Origin of the sequence: Zobellella denitrificans (assembly GCF_002237365.1) — a bacterium.
In the GTDB taxonomy this organism is placed as follows: Bacteria; Pseudomonadota; Gammaproteobacteria; order Enterobacterales; family Aeromonadaceae; genus Oceanimonas; species Oceanimonas denitrificans.
The window spans coordinates 1-24,857 of sequence record NZ_NMUO01000015.1 but is presented as its reverse complement, the minus strand read 5'-3'; the positions used below and the strand labels follow the sequence as shown (position 1 = coordinate 24,857).

General features: G+C 63.5%; 24 protein-coding genes. 14 read left to right on the top strand and 10 right to left on the bottom strand.

Translation table 11 applies throughout. The annotated features are described in order from the left end of the window. Positions 1-7 precede the first annotated feature (7 nt). From mnmE to CGX12_RS05325, 5 genes are all read left to right on the top strand, one after another. Positions 8-1,369, top strand: a complete 1,362-nt coding sequence (gene mnmE / locus CGX12_RS05345; RefSeq protein ID WP_094038858.1) for a tRNA uridine-5-carboxymethylaminomethyl(34) synthesis GTPase MnmE — start codon at positions 8-10, stop codon at positions 1,367-1,369. Between the two features lie 62 nt (positions 1,370-1,431). Further along, on the top strand, positions 1,432-1,737 hold the full coding sequence (locus CGX12_RS20385) for a DarT ssDNA thymidine ADP-ribosyltransferase family protein (RefSeq protein ID WP_094038857.1): 306 nt from the start codon (positions 1,432-1,434) through the stop codon (positions 1,735-1,737). Beyond that, positions 1,737-2,381: a type II toxin-antitoxin system toxin DNA ADP-ribosyl transferase DarT gene (darT, locus tag CGX12_RS05335; protein ID WP_094038856.1), complete on the top strand. Its 645-nt coding sequence runs from the start codon at positions 1,737-1,739 to the stop codon at positions 2,379-2,381. Before CGX12_RS20385 ends, darT begins: the two co-directional genes overlap by 1 nt. Before the next feature lie 26 nt (positions 2,382-2,407). Next, a complete protein-coding gene (gene darG / locus CGX12_RS05330) occupies positions 2,408-3,496 on the top strand; it encodes a type II toxin-antitoxin system antitoxin DNA ADP-ribosyl glycohydrolase DarG (protein WP_094038855.1) in 1,089 nt (362 codons plus the stop codon). Positions 3,497-3,537: 41 nt separating this feature from the next. Further along, on the top strand, positions 3,538-5,892 hold the full coding sequence (locus CGX12_RS05325) for a TOTE conflict system archaeo-eukaryotic primase domain-containing protein (RefSeq protein ID WP_438273031.1): 2,355 nt from the start codon (positions 3,538-3,540) through the stop codon (positions 5,890-5,892). A gap of 6 nt (positions 5,893-5,898) precedes the next feature. Here CGX12_RS05325 and CGX12_RS05320 read toward each other — a convergent pair whose 3' ends face one another. The 4 genes from CGX12_RS05320 to CGX12_RS05310 all read right to left on the bottom strand — a co-directional run bounded on the left by CGX12_RS05320 (position 5,899) and on the right by CGX12_RS05310 (position 7,438). Next, on the bottom strand, positions 5,899-6,228 hold the full coding sequence (locus CGX12_RS05320; RefSeq protein ID WP_094038885.1) for a HigA family addiction module antitoxin: 330 nt from the start codon (positions 6,226-6,228) through the stop codon (positions 5,899-5,901). A 14-nt stretch (positions 6,229-6,242) separates the two neighbouring features. Next, on the bottom strand, positions 6,243-6,365 hold the full coding sequence (locus CGX12_RS20380; protein ID WP_254918218.1) for a type II toxin-antitoxin system RelE/ParE family toxin: 123 nt from the start codon (positions 6,363-6,365) through the stop codon (positions 6,243-6,245). A 13-nt stretch (positions 6,366-6,378) separates the two neighbouring features. Continuing rightward, positions 6,379-6,528 (bottom strand): type II toxin-antitoxin system RelE/ParE family toxin, encoded by a 150-nt coding sequence (locus CGX12_RS20075; RefSeq protein WP_217898123.1) that lies wholly within the window; start codon positions 6,526-6,528, stop codon positions 6,379-6,381. An 88-nt stretch (positions 6,529-6,616) separates the two neighbouring features. Then, positions 6,617-7,438: a LysR family transcriptional regulator gene (locus CGX12_RS05310; protein WP_254918219.1), complete on the bottom strand. Its 822-nt coding sequence runs from the start codon at positions 7,436-7,438 to the stop codon at positions 6,617-6,619. 273 nt (positions 7,439-7,711) lie between these two features. Here CGX12_RS05310 and CGX12_RS05305 point away from each other — a divergent pair, with 273 nt between their 5' ends. After that, on the top strand, positions 7,712-8,653 hold the full coding sequence (locus CGX12_RS05305) for a PDC sensor domain-containing protein (RefSeq protein WP_094038852.1): 942 nt from the start codon (positions 7,712-7,714) through the stop codon (positions 8,651-8,653). Between the two features lie 285 nt (positions 8,654-8,938). On the opposite strand, the gene CGX12_RS05300 is transcribed toward CGX12_RS05305, so the two are convergent. Further along, the gene (locus CGX12_RS05300; RefSeq protein WP_094038851.1) at positions 8,939-9,877 is read right to left on the bottom strand and encodes a DMT family transporter; all 939 of its coding nucleotides are present in this window, start codon (positions 9,875-9,877) and stop codon (positions 8,939-8,941) included. 138 nt (positions 9,878-10,015) lie between these two features. On the opposite strand from CGX12_RS05300, the gene CGX12_RS05295 reads away from it, so the two are divergent. Continuing rightward, a complete protein-coding gene (locus tag CGX12_RS05295; protein ID WP_094038850.1) occupies positions 10,016-10,480 on the top strand; it encodes an Lrp/AsnC family transcriptional regulator in 465 nt (154 codons plus the stop codon). A 167-nt stretch (positions 10,481-10,647) separates the two neighbouring features. Here CGX12_RS05295 and sstT read toward each other — a convergent pair whose 3' ends face one another. After that, positions 10,648-11,868: a serine/threonine transporter SstT gene (sstT, locus tag CGX12_RS05290; RefSeq protein WP_094038849.1), complete on the bottom strand. Its 1,221-nt coding sequence runs from the start codon at positions 11,866-11,868 to the stop codon at positions 10,648-10,650. Positions 11,869-12,270: 402 nt separating this feature from the next. Between sstT and CGX12_RS05285 the strand changes: the two genes are divergently transcribed. Together CGX12_RS05285 and CGX12_RS05280 are read left to right on the top strand one after the other, a co-directional pair. Further along, positions 12,271-12,993 (top strand): polyphosphate kinase 2 family protein, encoded by a 723-nt coding sequence (locus tag CGX12_RS05285; RefSeq protein WP_094038848.1) that lies wholly within the window; start codon positions 12,271-12,273, stop codon positions 12,991-12,993. Positions 12,994-13,132: 139 nt separating this feature from the next. Further along, positions 13,133-14,761: a methyl-accepting chemotaxis protein gene (locus tag CGX12_RS05280; RefSeq protein WP_094038847.1), complete on the top strand. Its 1,629-nt coding sequence runs from the start codon at positions 13,133-13,135 to the stop codon at positions 14,759-14,761. A 34-nt stretch (positions 14,762-14,795) separates the two neighbouring features. On the opposite strand, the gene CGX12_RS05275 is transcribed toward CGX12_RS05280, so the two are convergent. Further along, positions 14,796-15,839, bottom strand: coding sequence for an alkene reductase (locus CGX12_RS05275; RefSeq protein WP_094038846.1), 1,044 nt, complete (start codon positions 15,837-15,839; stop codon positions 14,796-14,798). A 141-nt stretch (positions 15,840-15,980) separates the two neighbouring features. Between CGX12_RS05275 and CGX12_RS05270 the strand changes: the two genes are divergently transcribed. After that, entirely contained in the window at positions 15,981-16,556 is a 576-nt protein-coding gene (locus tag CGX12_RS05270; protein ID WP_094038845.1) for a TetR/AcrR family transcriptional regulator, read from the top strand. Here CGX12_RS05270 and CGX12_RS05265 read toward each other — a convergent pair. Then, positions 16,553-17,449 carry a LysR family transcriptional regulator gene (locus CGX12_RS05265; RefSeq protein WP_094038844.1) on the bottom strand — a complete coding sequence of 299 codons (897 nt, stop codon included), beginning with the start codon at positions 17,447-17,449 and terminating at the stop codon, positions 16,553-16,555. The two genes, CGX12_RS05270 and CGX12_RS05265, sit on opposite strands and share 4 nt — an antisense overlap. Positions 17,450-17,596: 147 nt before the next feature. Between CGX12_RS05265 and CGX12_RS05260 the strand changes: the two genes are divergently transcribed. Continuing rightward, positions 17,597-18,637 carry a YeiH family protein gene (locus tag CGX12_RS05260; protein ID WP_232513357.1) on the top strand — a complete coding sequence of 347 codons (1,041 nt, stop codon included), beginning with the start codon at positions 17,597-17,599 and terminating at the stop codon, positions 18,635-18,637. Positions 18,638-18,812: 175 nt separating this feature from the next. On the opposite strand, the gene CGX12_RS05255 is transcribed toward CGX12_RS05260, so the two are convergent. Then, positions 18,813-19,850 (bottom strand): Gfo/Idh/MocA family oxidoreductase, encoded by a 1,038-nt coding sequence (locus CGX12_RS05255; protein WP_094038843.1) that lies wholly within the window; start codon positions 19,848-19,850, stop codon positions 18,813-18,815. 12 nt (positions 19,851-19,862) lie between these two features. Next, positions 19,863-20,768 (bottom strand): LysR family transcriptional regulator, encoded by a 906-nt coding sequence (locus CGX12_RS05250; RefSeq protein ID WP_094038842.1) that lies wholly within the window; start codon positions 20,766-20,768, stop codon positions 19,863-19,865. Positions 20,769-20,925: 157 nt separating this feature from the next. Here CGX12_RS05250 and CGX12_RS05245 point away from each other — a divergent pair, with 157 nt between their 5' ends. The 3 genes from CGX12_RS05245 to CGX12_RS05235 form a co-directional block, all read left to right on the top strand. Beyond that, positions 20,926-22,626 carry an L-lactate permease gene (locus CGX12_RS05245; protein WP_232513355.1) on the top strand — a complete coding sequence of 567 codons (1,701 nt, stop codon included), beginning with the start codon at positions 20,926-20,928 and terminating at the stop codon, positions 22,624-22,626. Between the two features lie 255 nt (positions 22,627-22,881). Continuing rightward, entirely contained in the window at positions 22,882-23,655 is a 774-nt protein-coding gene (locus CGX12_RS05240) for a (Fe-S)-binding protein (RefSeq protein WP_094038841.1), read from the top strand. Further along, positions 23,645-24,857 (top strand): LutB/LldF family L-lactate oxidation iron-sulfur protein (locus CGX12_RS05235; protein ID WP_142995575.1); only part of this gene is annotated, 1,213 nt, incomplete at its 3' end. The genes CGX12_RS05240 and CGX12_RS05235, both read left to right, overlap by 11 nt.

Genomic DNA, 24,857 nt, shown 5'->3' with positions numbered 1-24,857 from the left:
GTGAACCATGTCTAACGAAACCATCGTCGCCCAGGCCACCGCCCCCGGACGCGGCGGCGTAGGAATCATCCGGGTTTCCGGCCCCCGGGCCGAGGCCGTGGCCCAGGCCGTGCTCGGCAAGGTGCCCAGGGTGCGCCATGCCGACTACCTGCCGTTCCAGGACGAGCAGGGCCAGGTGCTGGACCAGGGCATCGCCCTGCTGTTCAAGGGCCCCCACAGCTTCACCGGCGAAGACGTGCTCGAGCTGCAGGGCCACGGCGGCCCCGTGGTGCTGGACATGCTGGTGCGCCGCATCCTGGCCCTGCCCGGCCTGCGTCCGGCCCGGGCCGGCGAGTTCAGCGAACGCGCCTTCCTCAACGACAAGCTGGACCTGGCCCAGGCCGAGGCCATCGCCGACCTGATCGAAGCCTCCAGCGAGCAGGCCGCCCGCTCGGCGCTGCAGTCGCTGCAGGGCGAGTTCTCCGCCCATATCCACGGCCTGGTGGACGCGCTCATTAACCTGCGGATCTACGTGGAAGCGGCCATCGACTTCCCCGACGAGGAGGTGGACTTCCTCTCCGACGGCAAGATCGCCGGCGAGCTGTACGGCATCATGGACCGGCTGGCCGAGGTGCAGCGCCAGGCCCGCCAGGGCGCCATCATGCGCGAAGGCATGAAGGTAGTGATCGCCGGCCGCCCCAACGCCGGCAAGTCCAGCCTGCTCAACGCCCTGGCCGGCAAGGAATCGGCCATCGTCACCGACATCGCCGGCACCACCCGCGACGTGCTGCGGGAATACATCCATATCGACGGCATGCCGCTGCACGTCATCGACACCGCCGGCCTGCGCGAGGCCACCGACGCGGTGGAACGCATCGGCATAGAGCGGGCCTGGAGCGAAATCGAACAGGCCGACCGCATCCTGTTCATGGTGGACGGCACCACCACCAGCGCCCTGCATCCGCGCGAGATCTGGCCCGACTTCGTCGACCGCCTGCCCGCCCATATCGGGCTGACGGTGGTGCGCAACAAGGCGGATCTGAGCGGCGAGGCGCTTACCGTGGTGAGCGACGGCGAACACCCGGTCTACCCCATTTCCGCCAAGACCGGCCTCGGCATCGACGCCCTCAAGGAGCACCTCAAGGCCTGCATGGGCTACCAGAGCGGCACCGAGGGCGGCTTCAGCGCCCGCCGCCGCCACCTGGACGCCCTGCACCACGCCGACCAGCACCTGATCATGGCCAAGGAGCAGCTCGAGGTGTACATGGCCGGCGAACTGGTGGCGGAAGAACTGCGCCTGGCCCAGGAGCAGCTCAGCCAGATCACCGGCGAATTCAGCTCCGACGACCTGCTGGGACGGATTTTCTCGAGCTTTTGTATCGGGAAGTGAAATAGCGGTAAGACAGTGTCCACTAACAATCCGTACATCTAGCTAGCAAGGCGCAATAAGCTATGCCAAACATTTGGGAACAAAAGCTCCTCCCCAAACATCCTTTAGCCAGGCAAAAGTTCAAACTTTACGATTATCAAGATGGCTTTAGAGAGATTGATTGGGAGCTGATGAACGAGAGGGATTACCACGATCCTCACTGTAAGGGTGTCTGCATGGCGGAGTGCTTGTCCCCCTCACCAGTCAGCCCTTCTGATTTTTTTAAGATTTATGCCCCAACGGACCAAGTCAGACAACCCGTCCTTAATGAAGTAACAAGGCAAGGTTTACCGCTTGAGGTAGTCGTGAACCGAGGCATGTTCTGCTAATGGCATATACAAGCCTGAATCCCGGCAAGGCACTGATCTGGCGGATTACTCACCGCCACAACCTGCCGTGGGTTCTGGCCAACGGCCTGCATTCGGGCAACAGCCCAGCCCGCTCGTCAGGCTGGGTGACCATCGGCAACCAGGAGCTGATCGAACGCCGGGCACACCGGCCAGTGCCACTGCCACCGGGTGGCATGCTGAACGACTATGTACCTTTTTATTTCACACCCTTTTCGCCCATGTTGTACAACATTCATACCGGGCGGGGCGGCGTTGCTCATGTTGCCAACACCGATATCGTCATACTGGTGTCCAGCCTGCACCGGATCGCGAAGCTGGGGCTGCCCTTTGTGTTTACCGATCGTCATGCTTACACCATGACAGCAAATTACTACAATGAACTCACTTGGCTGAACGCCATCGACTGGCCGCTGCTGCAGCAGCGCAACTTTCATCGAGATCCGAACGATCCTGAAAAAGTCGAGCGTTATCAGGCCGAAGCGCTGATTTATGGCCAGGTACCCGTTCAGGCACTCCTGGGCGTGGTGTGTTATACCACCGACATTAAGGCAGAATTACAAGAACAGGTGGCCATGCTGGGTGTCCAACTGGATATTCACTGCCGGCCTCAATGGTACTTTTGAGGACAGGCCATTTGAAGGAGAACGCAATGATCAGCTACACCACCGGCAACCTGCTCGACGCCGAGGTAGAGGCGCTGGTGAACACCGTAAATACGGTTGGTGTGATGGGCAAGGGCATCGCGCTGATGTTCAAGGAGCGCTTTCCCGCCAATATGGCCGCCTACGCCAACGCCTGCAAGGCCGGTGAGGTAAAAACCGGCCGCATGTTCGTTACCGAAACCGGTGAGCTGATGGGCCCGCGCTGGATCGTTAACTTTCCCACCAAGCAGCACTGGCGTGCCAAGTCACAGCTACAGTGGGTTATCGACGGTCTGGCTGATCTGCGCCACTTTATTGAAATGAACCAGGTGCGCTCCATTGCCATCCCTCCCCTGGGTGCAGGCAATGGCGGCCTCAAGTGGGCAGAAGTGAAGCTTCATATCGAGCAGATACTGGGCGATCTGGAGGGGGTGGAGATTGTTATCTATGAACCCTCTGCCCAATATCAGAATGTCTCCAAGCCCAAGGGCGTGGAAAAACTGACCCCCGCCCGCGCCCTGATCGCCGAGCTGGTGCGCCGCTACTGGGTGCTGGGCATGGAATGCAGCCTGCTGGAAATTCAGAAACTGGCCTGGTTTCTGGAGCGGGCCATTGAGGCCGAAGGCCTGAAAAACCCTCTCGACCTCCGTTTTGAAGCCAACAACTATGGCCCCTATGCCGACCGCTTGCGCCACCTGCTGGGTGCACTGGATGGCAGCTACCTGAAAAGCGACAAACGCATCAACGACTGCGACCCACTGGATACCATCTGGTTCAACGATGCCAAGCGCGACAAGATAGAAGAGTATCTGAACACCAACGCCAGGGATTATCTGCCTGCTCTGGACAAGGCAACCCGGCTAATTGACGGCTTTGAGTCCCCATTTGGGCTTGAACTGTTGTCCACCGTAGACTGGCTGCTGGCCAAAGAGCGCATCCCCCCCGAGCCCGGCGCCCTGCTTGAGGGGCTTGGTAAATGGCCAGCGGGTGAGACCTGGGCTCGACGCAAGCTCAGGTTATTTGATCTGCCTAGACTGAGTCTGGCCCTACACCGCCTGCAACAGGTGCCTTTACAGGCGGCGATTTCAAGGATGTAGGTAATCGGTAAATACGCGGAAATTAGTGCCTTCATGTAAACCTGCGACCTGAATGGAAGGACCCAGACATCCAACCAGACGATGAAATAAAGACGATTGATACCCGACTGGCAGAGCTGGAGCGTGAAAAAGCAGCCCTGCTTGCCCGCAGACAGGAGCTGCTGCAGGCCGCGCCTGTTGCCGCACAGCTGACACCTCAGCAAAAGGTTGAGCTGTTTCAGGGGTTGTTTCGCGGACGCGCCGATGTGCATGCCGTTCGCTGGGAGAAAGCCGATGGCCGCGCCGGTTATGCCGTGGCCTGCAGCAACGAATGGGTTCAGGGTATCTGCCAGAAGCCGAGGATCAAGTGCGGCGACTGCCCTCACCGCCAGTTCACCCCGCTGGACGGAAAAGTTCTTTTCGCCCATCTGTCGGGAAAGTTGGTCGCCGGTCTCTATCCTCTGCAGCCGGACCATCACTGCCACCTGCTGGCCATGGATTTTGACAAGGCGGACTGGCAAGCGGATGTTAAGGCCCTGGCCCAGGTCTGCCGCCGGGAGAACCTCCCTTATGCACTGGAGATATCCCGCTCCGGGGCCGGAGCCCATTTGTGGATATTTTTCTCGGCGCCGGTGCCGGCCTGGTCGGCCAGGGCTCTGGGCTTCAGGCTGCTCGACAAGGCCATGGAACTACACCCCGGTTTGTCCTTCGACTCCTACGATCGCCTGTTTCCCAATCAGGACATGATGCCTCAGGGTGGCTTTGGCAATCTGATCGCCCTGCCCCTGCAATACGAAGCCCGCGCTCGTGGCTGCAGCCTATTCGTGAATGACGAGCTGATACCTCATGAAGACCAGTGGACATTTCTGCACGAGTTAAAGCGGCTCAGCCCCACCCAACTGCAAGACTGGGTGGGTGATCCGCCCGCCCCGGCCTCTATCGACGATGACACGGCACCCTGGGAGCAAGGCCTGCACTCGGAATCCGGGCCGGTGCCCGACTGCCCCGAGCGCGTCACCCTCACCCTGGCCAATCATGTTTATATCAAGCTGGCCGACATTCCCGCGCCGCTGGCGGCACGCATCAAGCGCCTGGCGAGCTTTGCCAACCCGGTGTTCTTCAAAACCCAGGCGTTGCGCTTTTCCACCCATGGCATTCCCCGCTACATTTCCTGCGCCCGTATCGAGCAGGGCTACCTGTCGGTGCCCCGGGGCTGCCTGGACGAGGTGCTTGAGCTGTTGCGCGAACAGAGCATTCAGGTGGACATGGAAGACCAACGGGTAGCGGGCACTTCATTAACGGGGCTTACACTGCGGATTCAGCTCCGGAACAACCAGCAAGCCGCCGTCGATGCCCTCACTCAACACGACACCGGCATACTGCATGCGCCCACGGCCTTTGGCAAAACGATCACCGCTATTGGCGTGATTGCCAGCCGCAAGGTCAATACCCTGATCCTGACCCACAGCCGGCAACTGCTGGATCAATGGAAAGAACGGCTGGAAAGCTTTCTTGAAGGGGCCGCCATCGGCGTGTTTGGCGGCGGCAGGAAAAAGGCCTCCGGCCAGGTTGATGTCGCCACCTATCAGAGCCTGATCGACAGAAAGGATAATGCCATTGCCGGCTTCGTCCGCGAGTATGGCCAGATCATTATCGACGAGTGTCATCATATCTCGGCACCCCGCTACGAGTTGCTGCTCAATGAAATCAGCGCCAGATATCTGCTTGGTCTGACGGCCACCCCACATCGCCAGGACGGACACCAGAAAATCATGCTGATGACCGCCGGTCCGGTGCGTTACCGCGCTCAATCCGATCACCAGTCAGGCTTTGACCAGCGCGTGATCGTGCGAAAGCGACAGGAGGCACCGCCTGCAGCACTCAGCCAACCCGGGGATCGCCCCCATATCGCCACTGTGTACCGCTGGCTGGCCGAGAACTCGGCACGAAATGAGGAAATCATCCGGGATGTAACAGCGAGCGTCAAACAGGGTGGAAACTGCCTGCTGCTGACCGAACGCCGGGAGCATGCCGAAACGCTGGCCGGCATGCTGTCCGATGCAGCCCTCAACACAGTGGTGCTCAGGGGTGGCATGGGCGTAAAGGAGCGCAGAAAAGTGGAGGCCATGCTGCCCGATGCCCAGGTGGTGGTGGCCACGGGCAAGTACATTGGTGAAGGGTTTGATCTGCCCCGGCTGGATACGCTGTTTCTGGCTCTGCCCATCGCCTGGAAAGGCACTTTGGCCCAATATGCCGGCCGGCTTCACCGCGAGGCCACAGGCAAACGGGAAGTGACTGTCTATGACTATGTCGACACAAGCCTGCCCATGTTGCTCAGAATGTTCCACAAGCGGGAGAAAGGCTACTCGGCCATGGGCTACCGGTTTGTCACTCCGGAACAGATGGCGCTGCTGTAACGCCCCTTATCCGACAACCGCCTTAACCCGGGAAAGATGAAGCTCCACCCGTCGAACATTTTTCGCTTCCTGCGCGTAGGCGCTGTGCCGCACATCCCAGAGCTCCACCGCATGCTGAATATTCAGCCAAAACTCGGGAGTATTGCCCAGGGCGGCCGCCAGCTTAATCGCCATGGGCACAGTCAGGGATCCTTTATCATGCACGATGCGGCTCAGCGTGTTCCGGTGAACCCCTATGGCATCAGCCAGCTCGCCGATTTCGATGTTCATCGGCTCCAGAAATTCAGTGGCAAGCATCTGCCCCACTGTCACCGGACGACGTTTTGTAGTTCTCATTGCCTTCACCTCCATTACCCCTTGTACACATGCGGGTCCAGGTACGTATCCTGGGCGACTCCATCCTGCCAGCGAAAAATCAGCCGGTACTGTTTGTTCACACGAATGGAACACCAGCCCGCCAGGCTCCCCTGCAAATGCTCAAGTCGGTTACCGGGCGGAATTTCTCAAGTCTGCTTCCTGAGCTGCCGCATCCAGGATCTGAAGCTTTCTGAAGAGCGCCGCTTCAATAATCTTTTTATGGCCCTTGTCCTCCTCATAGAAGGCCTCAAGCCATGCGTCCCTGAATTCAACTGCCATGGTTAACCAAACGTTTTTTAACCATTATATGCACAATAGCATTGTGCATAAAGTCACCAGCTCAGACGACCACCACCTGACCGCCTTCTTATACCAGGGTATGCAGCCAGCGCTGAAAATATCCCTGGGGGCTGTTCTGCTCGAACGCGCCGGGCGCCAGCAGATAATAACCGCTGCCGTCGGCACAAAATCCGAATGGGGCGGCCAGGATGCCGCCGTCGATGTCGTCGCACACCAGCGGCCAGGGCCCGATGGCGACGCCAATGCCCGCTGTCGCCGCCTGCAGGCTGAAATAGAAATGCTCGAATACCTGCCCGGGTGCCTCGTCGCTATCTTCGCCCACTCCCCGCCACCAGCTCGCCCAGGCATCGGGGCGGGTGCGGGAATGGAGGCGGGTGGCGTCCGGACGGAGATGCGCCACGCCATCGTCATCCTGCCGGACGAACTCCGCTATCCGATCGGCACGGCACACGGGGCCGGTACGCTCGTCAAACAGCCGCACCGCATGGTAGTGGGCCGGCCAGTCGAAATCGTTGCGCCTGATAGCCAGGTCGATACCCCCCTCGAACCCTACGGGGCCGCCACCGGCCACCAGCTGGACCGATACGTCGGGATGCAACGCCTGGAATTGCGGCAGGCGCGGAATAAGCCAGCGCATCAGCAAGGTGGGTTCGCAGGAGATGGTCAGGGGCCTGCCCTTGCCCGACTCGCGCAGTTCCCGGGCGGTCGCGGCAATCACGCCGAATCCCTGCCGTACCGCCTCGGCCAGCTTGCGGCCGGCGTCGGTCAAGAACACCCGCCGCCCCCTCCGTTCGAACAGGGCCACGCCCAATTCATCCTCCAGCAGCCGCACCGCCCGGCTGATGGCGCCATGGGTCAGGCTCAATCGCTCGGCACTTCGCCCTGGTATGATGGCGCTGCGCCACTGGGTCGATCGGGTGTTCGGCGTGCTGCTGACCGGCTTCGGCGCCTTGCTGGCCTCCGCCGGTCTGTCGCGCTAACCCCATCATTACCGGCCCGTGCTGCCGCGCGGGCATATTGCTCTCTGCGACACCGCGCCCCCACCCTTGGCGAGATCACAACTTTCGGCAGTTTTTTGTTCGGTGCTCGAATAATGTCATCTTGCTGCGTTACAGTCGTGCTCCCAGCCACTCAATTTCAGAACCCAGAGAATTTCTCCGCCGTGAGCACACACAACCATTTCCGCCTGCTGGAGCAGTACCAGCAATACGAGTCCGTTATTCACAGCCTGATGGAGTCGATCATGACCAGCCTGAACGGGCTGGAGCTGCTGCAGAGCGAAACGCTCCAGCAGCAGACCATCAATTACCTCAGCCGGTCCTACCCCTTCATCGAGCTGCTCTACAGCCTGGACAGCAACGGCATCCAACTGACGGACTCCGCCTACAGCCCCACCATGAGCGAGCGCAAGCGACGCTCGCTGGGCAAGGGCAGCGACCGCAGCCAGCGGCCCTATGTCCAGGCCGCCAGGCAGAGCAGCAACGCCGTGGTGGTCACCAGCCCCTATCTGTCCAACGCCACCCACCAGCTGGCGATTTCGGTGGTGCAGCACCTGGTGGACGAGCAGGGCCGGGATCGCGGCTACCTGGTGATCAACTTCAACCTGCGCCGGCTGATCTCCTACCTCAACGGCGACGAGATGCGCTTTCGCTGCCACCACTACTTCCAGTGGATCTACGGCCTGATCGGCGGCCTGCTGATCGTGGTGGCGGCCCTGTTGCTGTATTCGGCGCTGGAATCCCTGTTCTCGCTGTTCGACGAAGACAACCATGTGGCCACCGGGGCCTTCGGCATCGTCATCCTGATCACCCTGGGCATGTCGATTTTCGATCTGGGCAAGACCATCCTCGAGGAGGAGGTGCTGGTGAACAAGGACATCCACCACCACGACTCGACCCGGCGCACCATCTCCCGCTTTATGGCGGCCATCATTATCGCGGTATCCATCGAAGCCTTGCTGCTGATGTTCAAGTCGCTGCTCGACGGCGGCGACGTCGGCAACCAGCTGATCAACGCGGTCTGGATGCTGATGGCGGCGGTGGCCATGCTGGCCGGCCTGGGGGTCTACCTCAAGCTGAGCCGGGATAGCCAGACCGCGGACTAGAACACCATATAGTTTAAAAATCAGGCAGCCAGGCTCTGCGTAGCTGCCGGTTTGTGCCGCTGTAGCCGTCACTGTAGGTGCCGCTTTAGCCGGCACAAACCGGCGCCCAATGTCCACGCCCCACGCCGTTGGCCGGTTTGCGCCACGCAAACGGGCGCCTACAGGTGAGATATCGCACTGCTCACGTTTTAAACTGGTCGGTGCTCTAGAGCACCGTCTGATTAAAACTGAGGCAGCGACGGTTCCTGGGGCGCAGGCGGGCCGCCTGCGCCCCAATACAACGGGCTAGCCGTGCTCCTGCCGTGCCCGGCTCACCAGGCCGCTGGCGCCGATCACCCCCAGGGTCACCAGCCCCAGCCCCAGGCCGGTGAGCGGCGCGATGTGCTCGCCCAGCCAGCACCAGGCCAGCAGGGTGGCGCACACCGGGGTCAGGGAACCGATGGCGGCGCTGATCTCGGCGCCCAGCCGGCCGATGGCATAGCCGAACAAAAAGCCCGCGCCCAGGCCCACCACCAGCCCCTGCACCAGCAGCTGGACCAGCCATTCCTGCACCGGCACCTGGCTCAGGGTGAGCGGGACCTGGCCGAGCAACAGCCAGGCCGCCACCAGGGCGCCGTTGGGTACCGTCACCACCGCCGCCACCTCCAGCGGCCTGAGCCCGCTCTGGCGCACGCAGATGGTGAACAGGGCCCACAGCAGGCTGCACAGCAAAAACAGCCCCTGCCCCAGGCCCAACGCGCCGCCCTCGCCCAGGCCCTGCCACAGCAGGCAAAGCCCCCCCGCCAGCACCGTGGCCAGGCCGAGCCGGCGCCAGGGCGGCACCCGCTGGCCGAACACCCAGGCCGCCAGCAGGGACACAAACAGGGGCGCGGTGCCGGGGATCAGGGTGCTGCCCTGCACCACCGGCGCCAGCCCCATGCCGAGCACGCTGAGCAGGAAAAACGGCAGGCCGGCGCCCAGCACCATGCCCAGCAGCCACAGCGGGTTCACCGCCCGGATCCGCGCCCGCCGGGCCAGCAGCAGCGGCAGCAGCACCAGCCCGGGCACGGCGTAGCGGAACAGGGTGATGTCCAGCGGACCCAGGGGCGACAGGGCCCCCAGCCGCAGCGACAGAAAATAGACCGACCAGATCAGCACGGTGCCGGCGGCGGCCAGGTAGCCGACCCCACGCTGGGCGGCGTTGGCGTTCAGGGGAATCACTTGGGTCAGGTTGGCGTGGGACATGGCGCAGACTCCGCTGGATAAGAGCCTAGATTGTGCGCCGGTCGGCCTGGCTGATGTTGGCAAAGTGGAGCACAATAACCACAGTTATTGGCTTGCTGAGCCAATAAACCCCATACAAACAGCAACAAGAGCCAAGCCATGACCGTCGCCAAACTGGACCGCATCGATCGCCTGCTGCTGGACGCCCTGCAGCAGGACGCCCGCCTCACCACCGCCGAGCTGTCGGAGCGGGTCAGCCTGTCGCCCTCTCCCTGCGCCCGGCGGGTGCGCCGCTTCGAGCAGGACGGGCTGATCGAGGGCTATCGGGCCTGCCTGAACAAGGGCAAGCTGGGCCTGGGCATCACCATCTTCGTGCAGGTCAGGCTCAGCCAGCACCGGGATGCCCTGGTGGATCAGTTCGAGCAGGCGGTGCGGGACATGCCCGAGGTGATCAACTGCCACACCGTGTCCGGCGCCTTCGACTACCTGCTGCAGGTGGTCAGCGCCGATCTCCAGGGCTTCGAGCAATGGGTGCGCCGGCTGCAGAAACTGCCGATGATCCAAACCGTGGACAGCAGCTTCGCCATCCGCACCGTCAAGGAGAACGGTCCCCTGCCGCTGTAGCCGCCCCTGAACCACCCTGAACAAGGCAGCCGACGGGAGAGATTCCCGGGCCCAACGCGAGGGCCGGTTCGGCCAGTTGCCCGGCTGACTCGCTTGCTCCGGGGCAATGAAAAAGGCCGGTTGGCATTCGCCAACCGGCCTTGTCACCGAAACGGCGGGGCTCCTGTTCAGCGCTTGTCTTCCGCGGCCTGGCAGGCGGCGGCGGTGAACAGGACGTCGGTGGAGCTGTTCAGGGCAGTTTCAGCCGAATCCTGAAGCACGCCGATGATAAAGCCCACGGCCACGACCTGCATGGCCACCTCGCTGGAGATACCGAACAGGCTGCAGGCCAGGGGGATCAGCAGCAGCGAACCGCCGGCCACACCGGAAGCCCCGCAGGCGGACACGGCCGCCACCACGCTCAGCAGCAGGGCGGTCGCCAGGTCCACCTGGATGCCCATGGTATGCACCGCCGCCAGGGTCAGCACGGTAATGGTGATGGCGGCACCGGCCATGTTGATGGTCGCGCCCAGGGGAATGGAAACCGAATAGGTATCCTCATGCAGGTCCAGGCGCTTGCACAGATCCATGTTCACCGGAATATTGGCGGCGGAGCTGCGGGTAAAAAAGGCGGTCACGCCGCTTTCGCGCAGGCATTTGAATACCAGCGGATAAGGATTGCGCTTGGTCTTGAAGTAAACGATCAAGGGGTTCATCACCAGGGCGATAATCAGCATGGAGCCGAGCAACACGGCCAGCAGCTGGCCGTAGCCCCACAGGGCCTCGAAGCCGGTCTCGGCAATGGTGCTGGCCACCAGGCCGAAGATGCCGATGGGCGCCAGGCGGATCACGCACTTCACTATGCTGGAGACCCCGGTGGCAATATCATTGAACACCGTCTTGGTGGTGTCGGAGGCATGGTGCAAGGCCACGCCCAGGCCGATGGCCCAGGCCAGCACGCCGATGAAATTGCCGGTCAGCAGGGCATTGATGGGATTATCGACCACTTTGAACAACAGGGTTTGCAGTACCTCGCCGATCCCCTCGGGAGCCGAGGCCTCGGCGCCGTTGGTCACCAGCACCAGTTCGGTCGGAAAGACAAAACTCATCACCACGGCGGTCAGCGCCGCGGCAAAGGTGCCCAGCAGATACAGCGACAGTATGGGGCGGATATTGGTCTGATTGCCTTTCTTGTGGCTGGCGATGGATGCCGCCACCAGCACAAACACCAGCACCGGTGCCACGGCCTTGAGGGCTCCGACGAACAGGCTGCCCAGCAGGCCGACGGATCCGGCGGCAGAGGGCGATAGCACCGCCAGCAAGGCACCGGCGATGATCCCGATCAGAATTTGAGACACCAGGCTGCCGTTGTTGACCGCGCGCAGCAAAAGAGGTTGTGTTTGGTTCATAGTCATCCTTTATTGGTCACAGACCATTTCATACTCTAGAGACGCCGCGACTTTATAGCAGAACTGGCTACAAAAAAACCAGGTTAATGGTTTTTTGTAACAACGTGCACATTTATCCCTGTATTCAGCTATTTTTTCGGCATATAGAAATGTATATGAGTGCACTCTTAGTAATAAAAACCGGAATAACCGCATTCCACCCTCGCCGGCCACGTCCTGGCCCGAGTTGCCAGGACCGGTACGCACTTCCGTTTGCCCTCCTTCCAGCGCGCCCCCCTGCTGCACCTGATGATTCTGGCCGTGAGATCCCGACAGCTGGGCTCACAGGTATCGGCTTACCAGGGCATATGCTTGATCCAACTGGTATAATTCGGCCATTCCAGTCACTCTCGGTGAGACGAGATGAATAAGCAAAAACACAAGGAAGAACTCCAATCCCTGCAGAAACAGCTGGCGCTGATCCACCAGGCCATGGGCCGCCAGGGGCGGAGCGCGGTGATCGTGCTGGAAGGGCCCGACGCCGCCGGCAAGGGCGGCATCATCCGCCGGCTGGCCTGGTGCCTGGATCCGCGCTGGCTCAGCGTCTGGCCCATCGCCGCCCCCGATGCCCGGGAGCGGGAGCAGCACTGGCTGCAACGGTTCTGGCAGCGGCTGCCGTCCCAGGGTCGCTGGGCGGTGTTCGACCGCTCCTGGTACGGCCGGGTGCTGGTGGAGCGGGTGGAGGGCTTCGCCGAGCCGGACGCCTGGAAAAGGGCCTACCGGGAGATCAACGAGTTCGAGCGCGCCATCACCGCCGAACATGTACGGCTGGTGAAGATCTGGCTGGACATCAGCGCCGACACCCAGCTCGACCGCTTCCGGGCCCGCTATCGGGATCCGGCCAAGCAGTGGAAGCTCACCACCGAGGATCTGCGCAACAGGAGCAAGTGGCAGCAGTACCACCAGGCCAGGGACGAGATGCTGGAACGCACCCACACCGAGGTGGCGCCCTGGCACCGCATCGACGCCAACAGCAAGCACCAGGCGCGGATGAGCTGCTTCCGGCTGCTGATCGAGGAGCTGGGCAGGGAGCTGGATCTGTCCGTCCCCACGCCGGCCGACGAGATCAAGGCGTTCTTCGAGTAGCCCTGCCGTCCCCGGTCCGGCAAGGCCGCCGGCAGTCCCTTATATCGATAAAAGCGATTAATCCAAAAGATTTTATACGTTTAATCTTTTGATGGCCCTTCCCTATACTCCCGCCATTACCCAACACGGAGTCAGGGATATGCTTAATCGTTTGTCCATCAAGGTGTTACTTACCGCGTCCTTCGCCGCCATGCTGCTGGCGGTGCTGGCGTTCAGCCTGTACGTCTACCTCTCGGTGCAGGGCATCAAGCGGCAGATGGAAAGCATCGTCGAGCGCAATATCAGCCTGCTGCAAACCATCTCCAACCTGCGCTACAGCACCGTCACCTACCGCCGCTTCGCCCTCGACTACGGCCTGACCCTGGACCCTCGGGAGCACGCGGAGATACTGGGCAAGATCACCCACAACGACGAACAGGTGGAGCACTACCTCTCGGCCATGCAGCAACAGGCCGACAGTGCCGACGTTCGCCACTTTATCGACGATTTTCGCCGCCGGATCACCGACTACAAGCGGATGCAGAACGACTATATCGGCTTGATCGACAACGGCAACATCGACGCCGCCCGGGTCAAGATGCTCACCGAGATGCTGGCTCCCTTCGACGCCATCGTCACCCTGCTCGGCGATACCCAGCGCCTGATCGCCGCCGAGGCGGAAGCCATCAAGGATCATGAATCGGCGGTGATCGACACCCTCAGCCTGGTGGTGGTGGCGCTGTGCCTGCTGCTGGCCGCCTTTATGCTGGCTACGGGCATCGTCATCAGCCGCAAGATACGCCGGCCCCTGGGCTACCTGCTGGCCCAGATGGACAGGGTCAGGAACGGCCGGCTCGGGCAGGAGCTGGAGCTGGATCGCTTCGCCCGGGACGAGCTGGGCCAGGCCGCCGGCGACTTCGTCGCCATGCAGCACGGCATCCGCGAGCTGGTGCGGGAAATCGCCGTCAGCCTGGACGGCCTGGGCGGCGCCACCCGCCAGCTGCGCCAGCTGTCCGCCCACGCCTCGGACGCGCTGAGCGGCCAGCAGCAGGAAATCGCCCAGATCGCCACCGCCATGCACCAGATGGAAGCCACTTTCCAGGAGATCGCCCTCAATACCAGCGACGCCGCCGGTGCCGCCCGCGATGCCGCCGGCCAGACCGAGCAGAGCGGCCGGGTGGTGCAGCACTCCACCCGCCAGGTGGAAGCGGCCGCCGAGGAAATCGAACAGGCCGGGGCACTGGCCCAGGCCTTGCGCGAGGACAGCGCCCGCATCGGGGTGGTGTCGCAGGTGATCCGCGACATCGCCGAGCAGACCAACCTGCTGGCGCTCAACGCCGCCATCGAGGCCGCCCGCGCCGGGGAGTCCGGCCGGGGCTTCGCGGTGGTGGCCGACGAGGTACGCAACCTGGCCCGGCGCACACAAGACTCAATAGACGACATCAATCAGACCATCGGCAGCCTGCAGCAGCGGGCGGAGGCGGTAACCCAGGCCATGGACAACAGCCGGAACATGATCCAGGGCGGGGTGAAGGAAGCGCGCCAGGCGGTGGATTCGCTCCACCAGATCAGCGCCGCGGTGGAGCGGATGACGGCCATGAACATGCAGATCGCCGCCGCCACCGAGCAGCAGAACGCGGTGGCCATGGAGCTGAGCCGCAGCGTGAGCCAGATCAACGAGATGTCGGACCGGGTGGCCGGCGGCGCCCGCCAGACCTCGAGCGCCTCGGAAGATCTCGGCAGGCTGGCGGACGGCCTCGGCCGACTGGTGCAGAAATTCAGCCTCTGAAGCGAGGGCTGGTCCGCCGGCCCTCTCCTTTTTCCTACACCAGTTCGGCCAGCATGTCCTGGTGGTATTCCACCAGGGGCTCGGCCTGCTGCACCCGGCGCACGTAGTCCGGGTTGGCGATAAAGGGCCGGCCGATGGCGGCCAGGTCGAACCGGCCCTGGGCCAGCCCTTCGCTGGCGCTTTGCGGGGTCAGGCCGCCCACGCCGATCAGGGTGCCGCCGTAATGGCGGCGCAGGTACTCGCTGGCACGGCCGCCGAGGAAGTCGAAGCTCAGGCTGTCGTCGAAGATGCCCAGGTGCAGGTAGGCCAGCCTGCGCCCCTCCAGCTCGCCCAACAGGTGGTCGAACACCGCCCGGTCCCGGGCATCCGCCTGCATATGGACGTAGGCGCCCGGGGTCAGGCGGATGGCGGTTCTGTCGGCGCCCACCCGGGCCGCCACCGCGTCCACCACCTCGAGGGCGAAGCGGCTCATGTTCTCCGGGGTCCGGCCGTAGTCGTCGGCCCTGTGGTTGGTGTCATGGTGCAGGAACTGATCGATCAGGTAACCGTTGGCGCCGTGGATCTCCACCCCGTCGAAGCCGGCGGCGATGGCATTTTCCGCCGCCCGGGCGTAGTCGGCCACCAGCCGCGCTATCTCCTCCCGGCTCAGTTCCCGGGGCAGCTCGTAGCTCAGCTCCCGCATCCGCGGCAGGGTGCCCTCGAAGACGACGGCGCTGGGCGCCACCGGTTGCTCACCGGTGAAATGGGAGTGCGCCAGCCGTCCCACGTGCCACAACTGCATGAAGATCTTGCCGCCATTGCGGTGCACCGCCGCCGTCACCGGCTTCCAGCCGTCGATCTGCGCCTGGCTGTAGATGCCGGGGGTGTCCGGGTAGCCCTGGCCGTCGGGGCGGATGATGGTGGCCTCGCTGACGATCAGGCCGGCGTCGGCCCGGCGGCCGTAGTAGTCGGCCATGGCCCGGGTGGGCACCAGGCCGGGACCGGCCATGCTGCGGGTGAGCGGCGCCATCACGATGCGGTTGGCCAGGGTCAGGCGGTCGTTCAGGCGATAGGGTTCGAACAGGATCGGGTAGGTCATGAGGGGCATCCTCTTACTTGAATGTACATTCAAGATAGGGGCGACCCTCGTCGTTTTCAAGCCTTTTTTGAACAAACATTCAAGATACTTTGGCATCACCGGCATGCGGGGGTACACTAGGGCGGAACGGGGAGAATCAAGATGCGTACAGCAAGTTTCGATCGGGACCAGGTATTGAGGTCCGCCATGCAGGCCTTTCGCCACAAGGGCTTTGCCGCCACCACCATGCAGGATCTGGTGGCCGCCACCGGACTGCATCCGGGCAGCATCTACTGCGCCTTCGGCAACAAGAAGGGGCTGCTATTGGCGGCGGTGGATCACTATGTGGCCGACCGCCAGGCGGCGCTGGCCGCCTGCTTCGAGGGGGTCTCCCCCCTGGCCGGGCTGCGCCGCTACCTGGATCAGGTGGTGGCCGAGATACAGAGCTGCGATTCCATGGCCTGCCTGCTGACCAAGACATTGCAGGAGCTGAGCGAACAGGACGAGGAAGTGTCCGCCCGCCTGGGCACCCTGCTGAAGGATCTGGAGCGGCGCCTGGCCGAGGCCCTGGCGGCGGCGCAACAGGCCGGCGAGGCCCGCGCCGACGCCACCCCGGAGCAACTGGCCCGGCTGCTGCTGGTGGGCATCTACGGCCTGCGCACCTATGCCCATGTGCACCCCGCCCCGGACTGCCTGCAGGAAACCGCCAACCGGCTGCTGGCGGCACTGCAGGCCTAGCCCTCGGCCAGCGCCCGGATCTGCTGCCAGCACAGCTCCGCCTGTTCGGAGCGGGGCGGCGTCAGCCGGCACAGCTCGATATCCAGCCGCACCCGTACCGGCAACGGCAGCTCGACCAGTTGCCCCCGGGTCAGCTCTTCCCCGACCAGCCCCGCCGGCAGGAAGCTGGCGCCATCCCCCTGCAGGGCCAGCGCCTTCAGCCCCTCGCCCAGGGCGTTTTCGCACACCGGGCGGCAGGGCTGCTCGCTCAGCGCCGGCAGGCACTCCCGCTGGATCAGCGCCCCCAGGAAGGAATCCCGGGGATAGAGCAGCAGCCGCAACGGCACGTCCGGCGACAAGGGATGCAGCGGCGCGCCGTCCGCATCCACCGCCGACACCAGCACCAGCCGATCCCGGCCCACCACCAGCCGCTCCACCTCGGGCCGATGCAGCGCCGGGCTGGGCTGGCCGCCGGCAAAGCACAGCAGAAAGTCGACCGAGCCGGCCATGAACTGCTCGATGGCATCGTGGTAATGGCCGGTATTGAGGCGGATCAGGCTGTCGCCCAGCAGGGGCCGCAGCCGGTGGATCCAGCCGGGAAAGAAGGTCACCGCCAGCGAGGGCTGGGCCATAAAGCTCAGGCTCTGGTGTTCATGCAGGGTCTGGCGCAGCTGCCCGCGCAGCCCGTAAATCTGGGCAAGCAGTTGCCGGGCCTGCTCGAGAAAAATCTCGCCGGCCTCGGTCAGCACCAGCGGATGGCGATCCCGGTGCACCAGCGGCACCCCCAGCCAGTTTTCCAGGGAGCGGATGCGCCGGCTGAAGGCCGGCTGGGTCACGAAACGCGCCTCCGCCGCCTTGGAAAAGTTGCCCTGCTCGGCCAGGGCGACGAAATCGTGCAGCCATTTGCTCTCCATGCTCCCTCCGTTGCCGCCATCGACCGGGCATTCTATGCAGAAAAGTAACCGCCCTGCTAGAAATAAGGCATTAGATCCCGCCGGGCCGGCTTCCTACCATGATGGCATCGGCGCCACAGGGCGTGCGCCGCTTGCAGAAGGACGACAATGATGGCCGTGGAAACCCGCAACCAGGTGATGGACATGATGCATCGAATCGAAGAGGTCAGAAAACGCTACTTTCCCGGCGTCTGCGTGGCGGTCACCATCGGCATCGCCGCCAGCTTCCTGTCCCAGCAGTACGGCGCCCCCGCCATGCTGATGGCGCTGCTGCTGGGGCTGGCGTTCAACTTTTTAAGCCAGGAGCAGCACTGCGTGCCGGGGCTGGAATTCTCCGCCAAGACCCTGCTGCGCCTGGGGGTGGCCATGCTGGGACTGCGCATCACCTTCGGCGACGTGCTCACCCTGGGCTGGTCGCCGCTGTTGATGGTGTGCTCGGCGGTGCTGCTGACCATCGGCTTCGGCATCCTGATGGCGCGGCTGCTGGGCTTTTCTTCCGCCTTCGGCACCCTCACCGGCGGCTCGGTGGCCATCTGCGGCGCCTCGGCGGCCATGGCCATCAGCAGCGTGCTGAAGCAGGACGAACAGGCCAAGCGCGACACCCTGTTCACGGTGATCAGCGTCACCACCCTCAGCACCCTGGCGATGATCTTCTACCCCATGATCAGCACCGGCCTGGGGCTCAGCCCCCAGGAGTCCGGGCTCTTTATCGGCGCCACCATCCACGACGTGGCGCAGGTGGTGGGCGCCGGCTACAGCATGTCGAGCGAGGTGGGCGATCTCAGCACCTTCGTCAAGCTGCTGCGGGTGGCCATGCTGGTGCCCATCGTCATGGCCATCGGCATCGTGATCCGCCGCGCGGCCCGCCACCGCGGCGACGCCGAAGGCGGCAAGGGCGTGGCCATTCCCGGCTTCCTGCTCGGCTTCGTGGCGCTGTTCGTGCTCAACAGCCTGGACTGGATCCCCAGCGCCGTCAGCCAGCCCCTGGCCGGCAGCTCCTCCTGGCTGCTGCTTACCGCCATCGCCGCCCTCGGCGTGCGCACCCAGCTCAAGGACATCCTCTCGGTGGGCTGGAAGCCGGTGCTGCTGGTGGTGCTGGAAACGCTCTTTATCGCCGCCCTGATCCTGGCCTATATCCTGCTGGGCTGAGCCTGTAAAAACGGCGACCACCGGGGTCGCCCAGACTGCTGTGTGATATCTCACCCGCAGGCGCCCGTTTACGTGGCGCAAGGCCTGGCGCGGTATTCCCCGGCGGCTAAAGCGCCGGCTACGGGAGCGGGCAGAGTATTCGCTTTTCCGAATACCGTAGATCGTGCACAGCTTCTCAGAAGGTGGTTTCCCCCACCGGCAGGGTGCGCCCTTCCGCCGAACTCTTCATCGCCAGGTTGATGATATTGAGCCCGTCCAGGGCGTCCTGCACCGTCACCGGCAGCGGGCCTTCGCCACGGATGGCCTTGGCGGTAGCCTGGTAGAAGTAGCGGTAGCCGCCCACCACCGATTCGATCACCTCGGGTTCGGCGTCGGAGTAGAAGGTGCCGTAGTCCGACTCGGCTTCCTTGGCCAGGTAGGGCGAGTCGGCCACTATGCCGTCGTGCAACCGTTCCTCCTGGGGGTCGAAGCCGCGCTTGATGTAGCAGCCCTTCTCTCCCTGCAGCTTGAAGCGCAGGGTCGGCCCCGGATGGTAGGAGCTGGAATGCAGCAGCACTTCCTTGTCGTGGTAGTGCAGCTGCACATGGAAATAGTCGGTCACCTGGGAGCCGGGCCGCATCGCCAGGCAGCGGCCGGTTACCGCCAGCGGCTTGCCGAACAGCACCAGCACCTGGTCCACCAGGTGGGCGCCCAGATCGAACCAGGTGCCCACCCCCTCCCCGGGCAGCTCGCGCCAGCGCTGGCGCGGCGTGGGCCGAAAGCGGTCGAAGTGGGACTCGAAGGCGTGGATGGGGCCCAGCTTGCCGTCGGCGATCAGCTTGCGGATGGTGAGAAAATCGCTGTCCCAGCGGCGGTTGTGAAAGGGGATCAGGCACAGGTTCCTGGAGGCCGCCAGCTTCATCAACTCGGCGCCCTGGTGGATCTGGGTCACCATGGGCTTTTCCATCACCACATGCAGGCCGGCGTTCAGCGCCTTGCGCCCCAGTTCGTAGTGCACCTCGTTGGGCGCGGTGATCACCACCAGCCGTGCCCCGGATTCCTCCAGCATCTGATCCACGTCGGTATACACCTGCACATCCGGCCAGTCACTGGCCACCCGCTCCGGCTTGGAGGTGCTGATGGCCACCAGCTCGAACTCGGGCAGGCTGTTGAGAAAGGGCAGGTGGAACACGGTAGCGGACTGGCCATAGCCAATCACGGCGGTTTTAATCATGGGACAACCTCGTCAAAAATAATGCTTGATATCCATGTAGCGGGCACGGATGTGCTCGATCAACAGCTTGATTTTGCGTGGCGGCTGGCGGCTGTAGGGGTAGACGGCATAAATGCCCAGCACCTTGCCCACCTGCCGGGGCAGCAGTTCGACCAGCCGACCCGCCTGCAGGTCCGGGTAGACCAGGCAGCGCGGCACATAGGCCAGGCCGAAGCCGGCGATGGCCGCCTTGCGCAGGGCGGCCGCGTTGTCGGTGGAAAAATGTCCGCTCACCCGCAGGGGGTAGATCTCGCCCTGGCGGCTGAACAGCCAGTCGCGGGCACCGCTTTCCTGGTAGCTATAGATAAGGCAGTTGTGTTGGAGTAAGTCTTCCGGCGCCTGAGGCTTGCCGTGACGGCTAATATAAGCGGGAGCGGCACAGATGGTCCAGCGCGAGTCCAGGATATGGCGGGCGATCAGGCTGGAGTCGTCCAGGTGGCCGGTGCGGATCACCAGGTCGTAGCCCTCGCCGATCAGATCCACGAAGCGGTTCTCCAGCGACATGTCCACCGAAATAGCCGGATGCAGTTCACAAAATTCGGCCACCGCCTCCGCCAGCAACAGCTCCCCGGAAATGGTCGGCACCGACATCCGGATGTGCCCCTGTAGCGCCTGGCTGTAGCCGGTAACGGCGTCGAACGCCTCCTGGGCCGACTGGGCCACCAAGCGCGCCCGCTGGTACAGCACCTGCCCCGCCTCGGTCAGCGTCAGGCGCCGCGTGGTGCGGTGGATCAGGGTACTGCCCAGCTCTTCCTCCAGCCGGGCGATGCGCTTGCTCACCACCGAATTGGCCAGACTGTTGGCCTCCGCCGCCTTGCTGAAGGAGCCCAATTCGATCACCTGGGCGAAGAGGATGAGATCGTCGGTTCTCGGCATCATTTATCCAGTTTTGGAAACAATGAGTTTCATTAAATCTATATATCCACAAAAAGCATGGAATTAAAGTTACATCCGCTTAACACCAAGCTTGCACTAGTACCCTACAGTAGAAACAGGTCTGTGATGACCCCCGATAAAACCATGGAAGTGACCAACTATGCTGAATGATACCCTACTGGCACTGCTGGCGTTTTCGCCCATAGTGCTCGCCGCCATCCTGCTGGTGGGCCTGCAATGGCCGGCCAAGCGCGCCATGCCCCTGGCCTTTATCCTCACCGCTCTTATCGCCCTCTGGGCCTGGGACATGAGCGCCACCCGGGTGATCGCCTCCACCCTGCAGGGCGTGGTGATCTCCGTTTCGCTGCTGTGGATCATCTTCGGCGCCATACTGCTGCTCAATACCTTAAAGCATACCGGCGCCATTACCACCATCCGCAACGGTTTTACCGCCATTTCTCCCGACCGCCGCATCCAGGCCATTATCGTCGCCTGGTGCTTCGGCTGCTTTATCGAGGGCGCCTCCGGCTTTGGTACCCCCGCCGCCGTGGCCGCGCCGCTGATGGTGGCGCTGGGCTTCCCCGCCCTGGCCGCGGTACTGATGGGCATGATGATCCAGAGCACCCCGGTTTCCTTCGGCGCCGTCGGTACCCCCATCATCGTGGGCGTGACCACCGGCCTCGACAACGGCGCCATCGGCAGCACCCTGGCCGAGCACGGCTCCGGCTGGGACGCCTACCTGCAAACCGTCACCAGCAACGTGGCGGTGATCCACGCCCTGGTCGGCATTCTGATGCCGCTGTTCATGTGCATGATGCTGACCCGCTTCTTCGGCAAGAACAAAAGCTGGAAGGAAGGCCTGGACATACTGCCCTTCGCCATCTTCGCCGGCCTGGCCTTTACCGTGCCCTACGCCCTCACCGGCGTGCTGCTCGGCCCCGAGTTCCCCTCCCTGGTCGGCGGCCTGGTCGGCCTGGCCCTGGTGGTGACCGCCGCGCGCAAGGGCTTCCTGGTGCCCAAGAGCCGCTTCGACTTTCCGGAAGAACAGCACTGGCCGGCGGAATGGCTGGGCTCGCTCACCATCAACACCGACGACCTGAAGAAAAAGCCGATCAGCCTGGGCCTGGCCTGGTTCCCCTACCTGCTGCTGCCGGTGCTGCTGGTGCTGAGCCGCACCCACGAGGGCTTCAAGGGCCTGCTCACCGGCTGGAACATCGCCTTCGGCAACATCCTGGGCGAGGCGGGCATCAGCGCCGGCATCCAGCCCCTGTACCTGCCCGGCGGCATACTGGTGTTCGTCTCCCTGGTGGCGGTGCTGACCCAGACCCGTTCCCTCAAGGCCTTCGCCCCTGCCATCGGTGAATCGTCCAGGACCCTGATCGGCGCCGGCTTCGTGCTGATGTTCACCGTGCCCATGGTGCGCATCTTCATCAACTCCGGGGTCAACGGCGCCGACATCGCCAGCATGCCGGTGATGACCGCCAACGTGGCCGCCAGCCTGGTGGGCGACTTCTTCCCCGCCATCAGCGGCGTCATCGGCGCCCTGGGCGCCTTTATCGCCGGCTCCAACACCGTGTCCAACATGATGTTCTCCCAGTTCCAGTTCGAGGTGGCCCAGACCCTGGGCGTGTCCACCGCCCTGATAGTGGCGCTGCAGGCCATCGGCGCCGCCGCCGGCAACATGATCGCCATCCACAACGTGGTGGCGGCCTCGGCCACCGTCGGCCTGCTGGGCCGGGAAGGCACCACATTGCGCAAGACCGCCCTGCCCACCCTCTACTACCTGGTGGCCATCGGCATCATCGGCATGATCGCCATCTATGGCCTGGGCATCTCGGATCCCTTGTTGAAGTTATCCTGACAGACCGAGCCGGGACAAACCCGGCTCCCTGCATAAAAAGATGAAGCAATACAGGTGGCTGACAGACTTCCGGGCCCATGCAGGCCACTCAAAGGCCGGAAGGAGAACAAAGGGACCGGCTCAGCCGACCGTGACACGCCAGGGAAGGCGTGTCCGAGCGTACAGGGATGTATTTACAGCGTGTCGGCGGAGTCGGCCCTTTGGTCGACCACTCCCGGGCTGTCAAATTCTGTTAAAAACTGAAGGTAAATGTCTATGTCGTCCGCTATCCGTATCTACCCGGCCAAGCCAGAAAAGGTGTATATCTACGCCACCTGCCTGGTGGACATGTTCTCGCCCCAGAGCGGGCTGGATGCCATCCGCCTGCTGGAGCTGGCCGGGGTCGAAGTCATCTACGTGCCCAAGCAGAGCTGCTGCGGCCAGCCCGCCTACTCCTCCGGCTACGAAGACGACGCCAGGACCACGGCCCTCAGCCAGATGGCGCTGTTCCCCGAGCCCTGGCCGGTGGTGGTGCTGTCCGGCTCCTGCGGCGGCATGATGCATCACCATTACCGCCGGCTGTTCGCCGGCAGCGAACACCAGCAGCAGGCCGACCAATTCTGTGATCGGGTATTCGAACTGACCGAATTCCTGGTGCAGGTCTGTCGCATCCAGCTCAGCGACCAGGGCCCGGCCACCTCGGTGGTGCTGCACACCTCCTGCGCCGCCCGCCGCGAAATGAAGGTGCACATCACCGCCCGCCAACTGCTGGGCCAGCTGGAGCGGGTGGAGCTGCGCGAGCAGGCCTACGAGAGCGAATGCTGCGGCTTCGGCGGCACCTTCTCGGTGCGCCACCCGGCCATCAGCGAAGCCATGGTGCAGGACAAGACCCAACACCTGAACGACACCGGCGCCGCCCAGCTCATCAGCGCCGACTGGGGCTGCCTGCTCAATATCAACGGCGCCTTCGAATACCAGAAGAAAGAGATGAAAGGCATTCACCTGGCCAGCTTCCTGCTGGAACGACTGGAGGGACCTCATGCACAATAAGCCCCAGCTGTTCCATCCCCAGGCCGAGGCGGCCCTGGCCAACCCCGAGCTGCGCGCCAACTTCCGCGGCGCCATGGACTACCTGCGCGACAAGCGCAAGGCCGCCTTCGCCGACGCCGACGAGGAACAGGCCATCCGCGACCGGGCCGAGGCCATCCGCCAGCGCTGCCTGAGCAAGCTGCCCGAGCTGCTGGAGCAACTGGAAGCCAACTGCACCGCCAACGGCATCCGGGTGCACTGGGCCGAAAACGCCGAGCAGGCCAACGCCCTCTTCGCCGACATCATCCGCGCCCACGGCGGCACCCTGGCGGTGAAGGGCAAGTCCATGGTGAGCGAGGAAATCGAGCTCAACCACCAGATGGAAAAAGAAGGCATCCGCTGCCTGGAAAGCGACATGGGCGAATACATCGTCCAGCTCGGCAACGAGACCCCGTCGCACATCATCATGCCCGCCATCCACAAGAACAAGCGGCAGGTGGCGGACCTGTTCGCCGAGCACGTGCCCGGTTTCCAGCACACCCTGGACGTGGATACCCTGATCCAGACCGGCCGCAATGTGCTGCGCGAGAAATTCCGCGAGGCCCACATCGGGGTGTCCGGCGTCAACTTCGCGGTGGCCGAAACCGGTACCCTCTGCCTGGTGGAAAACGAAGGCAACGGCCGCATGTGCACCACGGTGCCGGAGGTGCATATCGCCATCACCGGCATCGAGAAGGTGGTGGAGTTCCTGGCCGACGTGCCGCCCCTGTTCAGCGCCCTCACCCGCTCCGCCACCGGCCAGGCCATCACCACCTACTTCAACATGATAAGCGGCCCGCGCAAGGACGATGAGCTGGACGGCCCCAGGGAAGTGCACCTGGTGCTGCTCGACAACGGCCGCAGCCAGGCCTTCGTGGACGAGGAAATGCGCAAGACCCTGCAGTGCATCCGCTGCGGCGCCTGCATGAACCACTGTCCGGTGTACACCCGCATCGGCGGCCACGCCTACGGCACCGTCTATCCGGGCCCCATCGGCAAGATCATCTCGCCCCACCTGATGGGGCTGGAAGCCACCCAGGATCTGCCCACCGCCTCCAGCCTGTGCGGCGCCTGCGGCGAGGTGTGCCCGGTGCGCATTCCCATCCCCGAGCTGCTGCAGCGGCTGCGCCACGAGGCCAAGCAGGACCCGCGCCCCGGCGTGCCGCCCCTGCGCGGCCAGAAGG

Excerpts from the sequence above, each read along its gene's own strand:
- mnmE (WP_094038858.1), top strand. The coding sequence starts at position 8 with ATGTCTAACGAAACCATCGTCGCCCAGGCCACCGCCCCCGGACGCGGC.
- CGX12_RS20385 (WP_094038857.1), top strand. The coding sequence starts at position 1,432 with ATGCCAAACATTTGGGAACAAAAGCTCCTCCCCAAACATCCTTTAGCC.
- darT (WP_094038856.1), top strand. The coding sequence starts at position 1,737 with ATGGCATATACAAGCCTGAATCCCGGCAAGGCACTGATCTGGCGGATT.
- darG (WP_094038855.1), top strand. The coding sequence starts at position 2,408 with ATGATCAGCTACACCACCGGCAACCTGCTCGACGCCGAGGTAGAGGCG.
- CGX12_RS05320 (WP_094038885.1), bottom strand. The coding sequence starts at position 6,228 with ATGAGAACTACAAAACGTCGTCCGGTGACAGTGGGGCAGATGCTTGCC.
- CGX12_RS20075 (WP_217898123.1), bottom strand. The coding sequence starts at position 6,528 with ATGGCAGTTGAATTCAGGGACGCATGGCTTGAGGCCTTCTATGAGGAG.
- CGX12_RS05300 (WP_094038851.1), bottom strand. The coding sequence starts at position 9,877 with ATGTCCCACGCCAACCTGACCCAAGTGATTCCCCTGAACGCCAACGCC.
- CGX12_RS05295 (WP_094038850.1), top strand. The coding sequence starts at position 10,016 with ATGACCGTCGCCAAACTGGACCGCATCGATCGCCTGCTGCTGGACGCC.
- sstT (WP_094038849.1), bottom strand. The coding sequence starts at position 11,868 with ATGAACCAAACACAACCTCTTTTGCTGCGCGCGGTCAACAACGGCAGC.
- CGX12_RS05285 (WP_094038848.1), top strand. The coding sequence starts at position 12,271 with ATGAATAAGCAAAAACACAAGGAAGAACTCCAATCCCTGCAGAAACAG.
- CGX12_RS05280 (WP_094038847.1), top strand. The coding sequence starts at position 13,133 with ATGCTTAATCGTTTGTCCATCAAGGTGTTACTTACCGCGTCCTTCGCC.
- CGX12_RS05275 (WP_094038846.1), bottom strand. The coding sequence starts at position 15,839 with ATGACCTACCCGATCCTGTTCGAACCCTATCGCCTGAACGACCGCCTG.
- CGX12_RS05270 (WP_094038845.1), top strand. The coding sequence starts at position 15,981 with ATGCGTACAGCAAGTTTCGATCGGGACCAGGTATTGAGGTCCGCCATG.
- CGX12_RS05265 (WP_094038844.1), bottom strand. The coding sequence starts at position 17,449 with ATGGAGAGCAAATGGCTGCACGATTTCGTCGCCCTGGCCGAGCAGGGC.
- CGX12_RS05260 (WP_232513357.1), top strand. The coding sequence starts at position 17,597 with ATGATGGCCGTGGAAACCCGCAACCAGGTGATGGACATGATGCATCGA.
- CGX12_RS05255 (WP_094038843.1), bottom strand. The coding sequence starts at position 19,850 with ATGATTAAAACCGCCGTGATTGGCTATGGCCAGTCCGCTACCGTGTTC.
- CGX12_RS05250 (WP_094038842.1), bottom strand. The coding sequence starts at position 20,768 with ATGATGCCGAGAACCGACGATCTCATCCTCTTCGCCCAGGTGATCGAA.
- CGX12_RS05245 (WP_232513355.1), top strand. The coding sequence starts at position 20,926 with ATGCTGAATGATACCCTACTGGCACTGCTGGCGTTTTCGCCCATAGTG.
- CGX12_RS05240 (WP_094038841.1), top strand. The coding sequence starts at position 22,882 with ATGTCGTCCGCTATCCGTATCTACCCGGCCAAGCCAGAAAAGGTGTAT.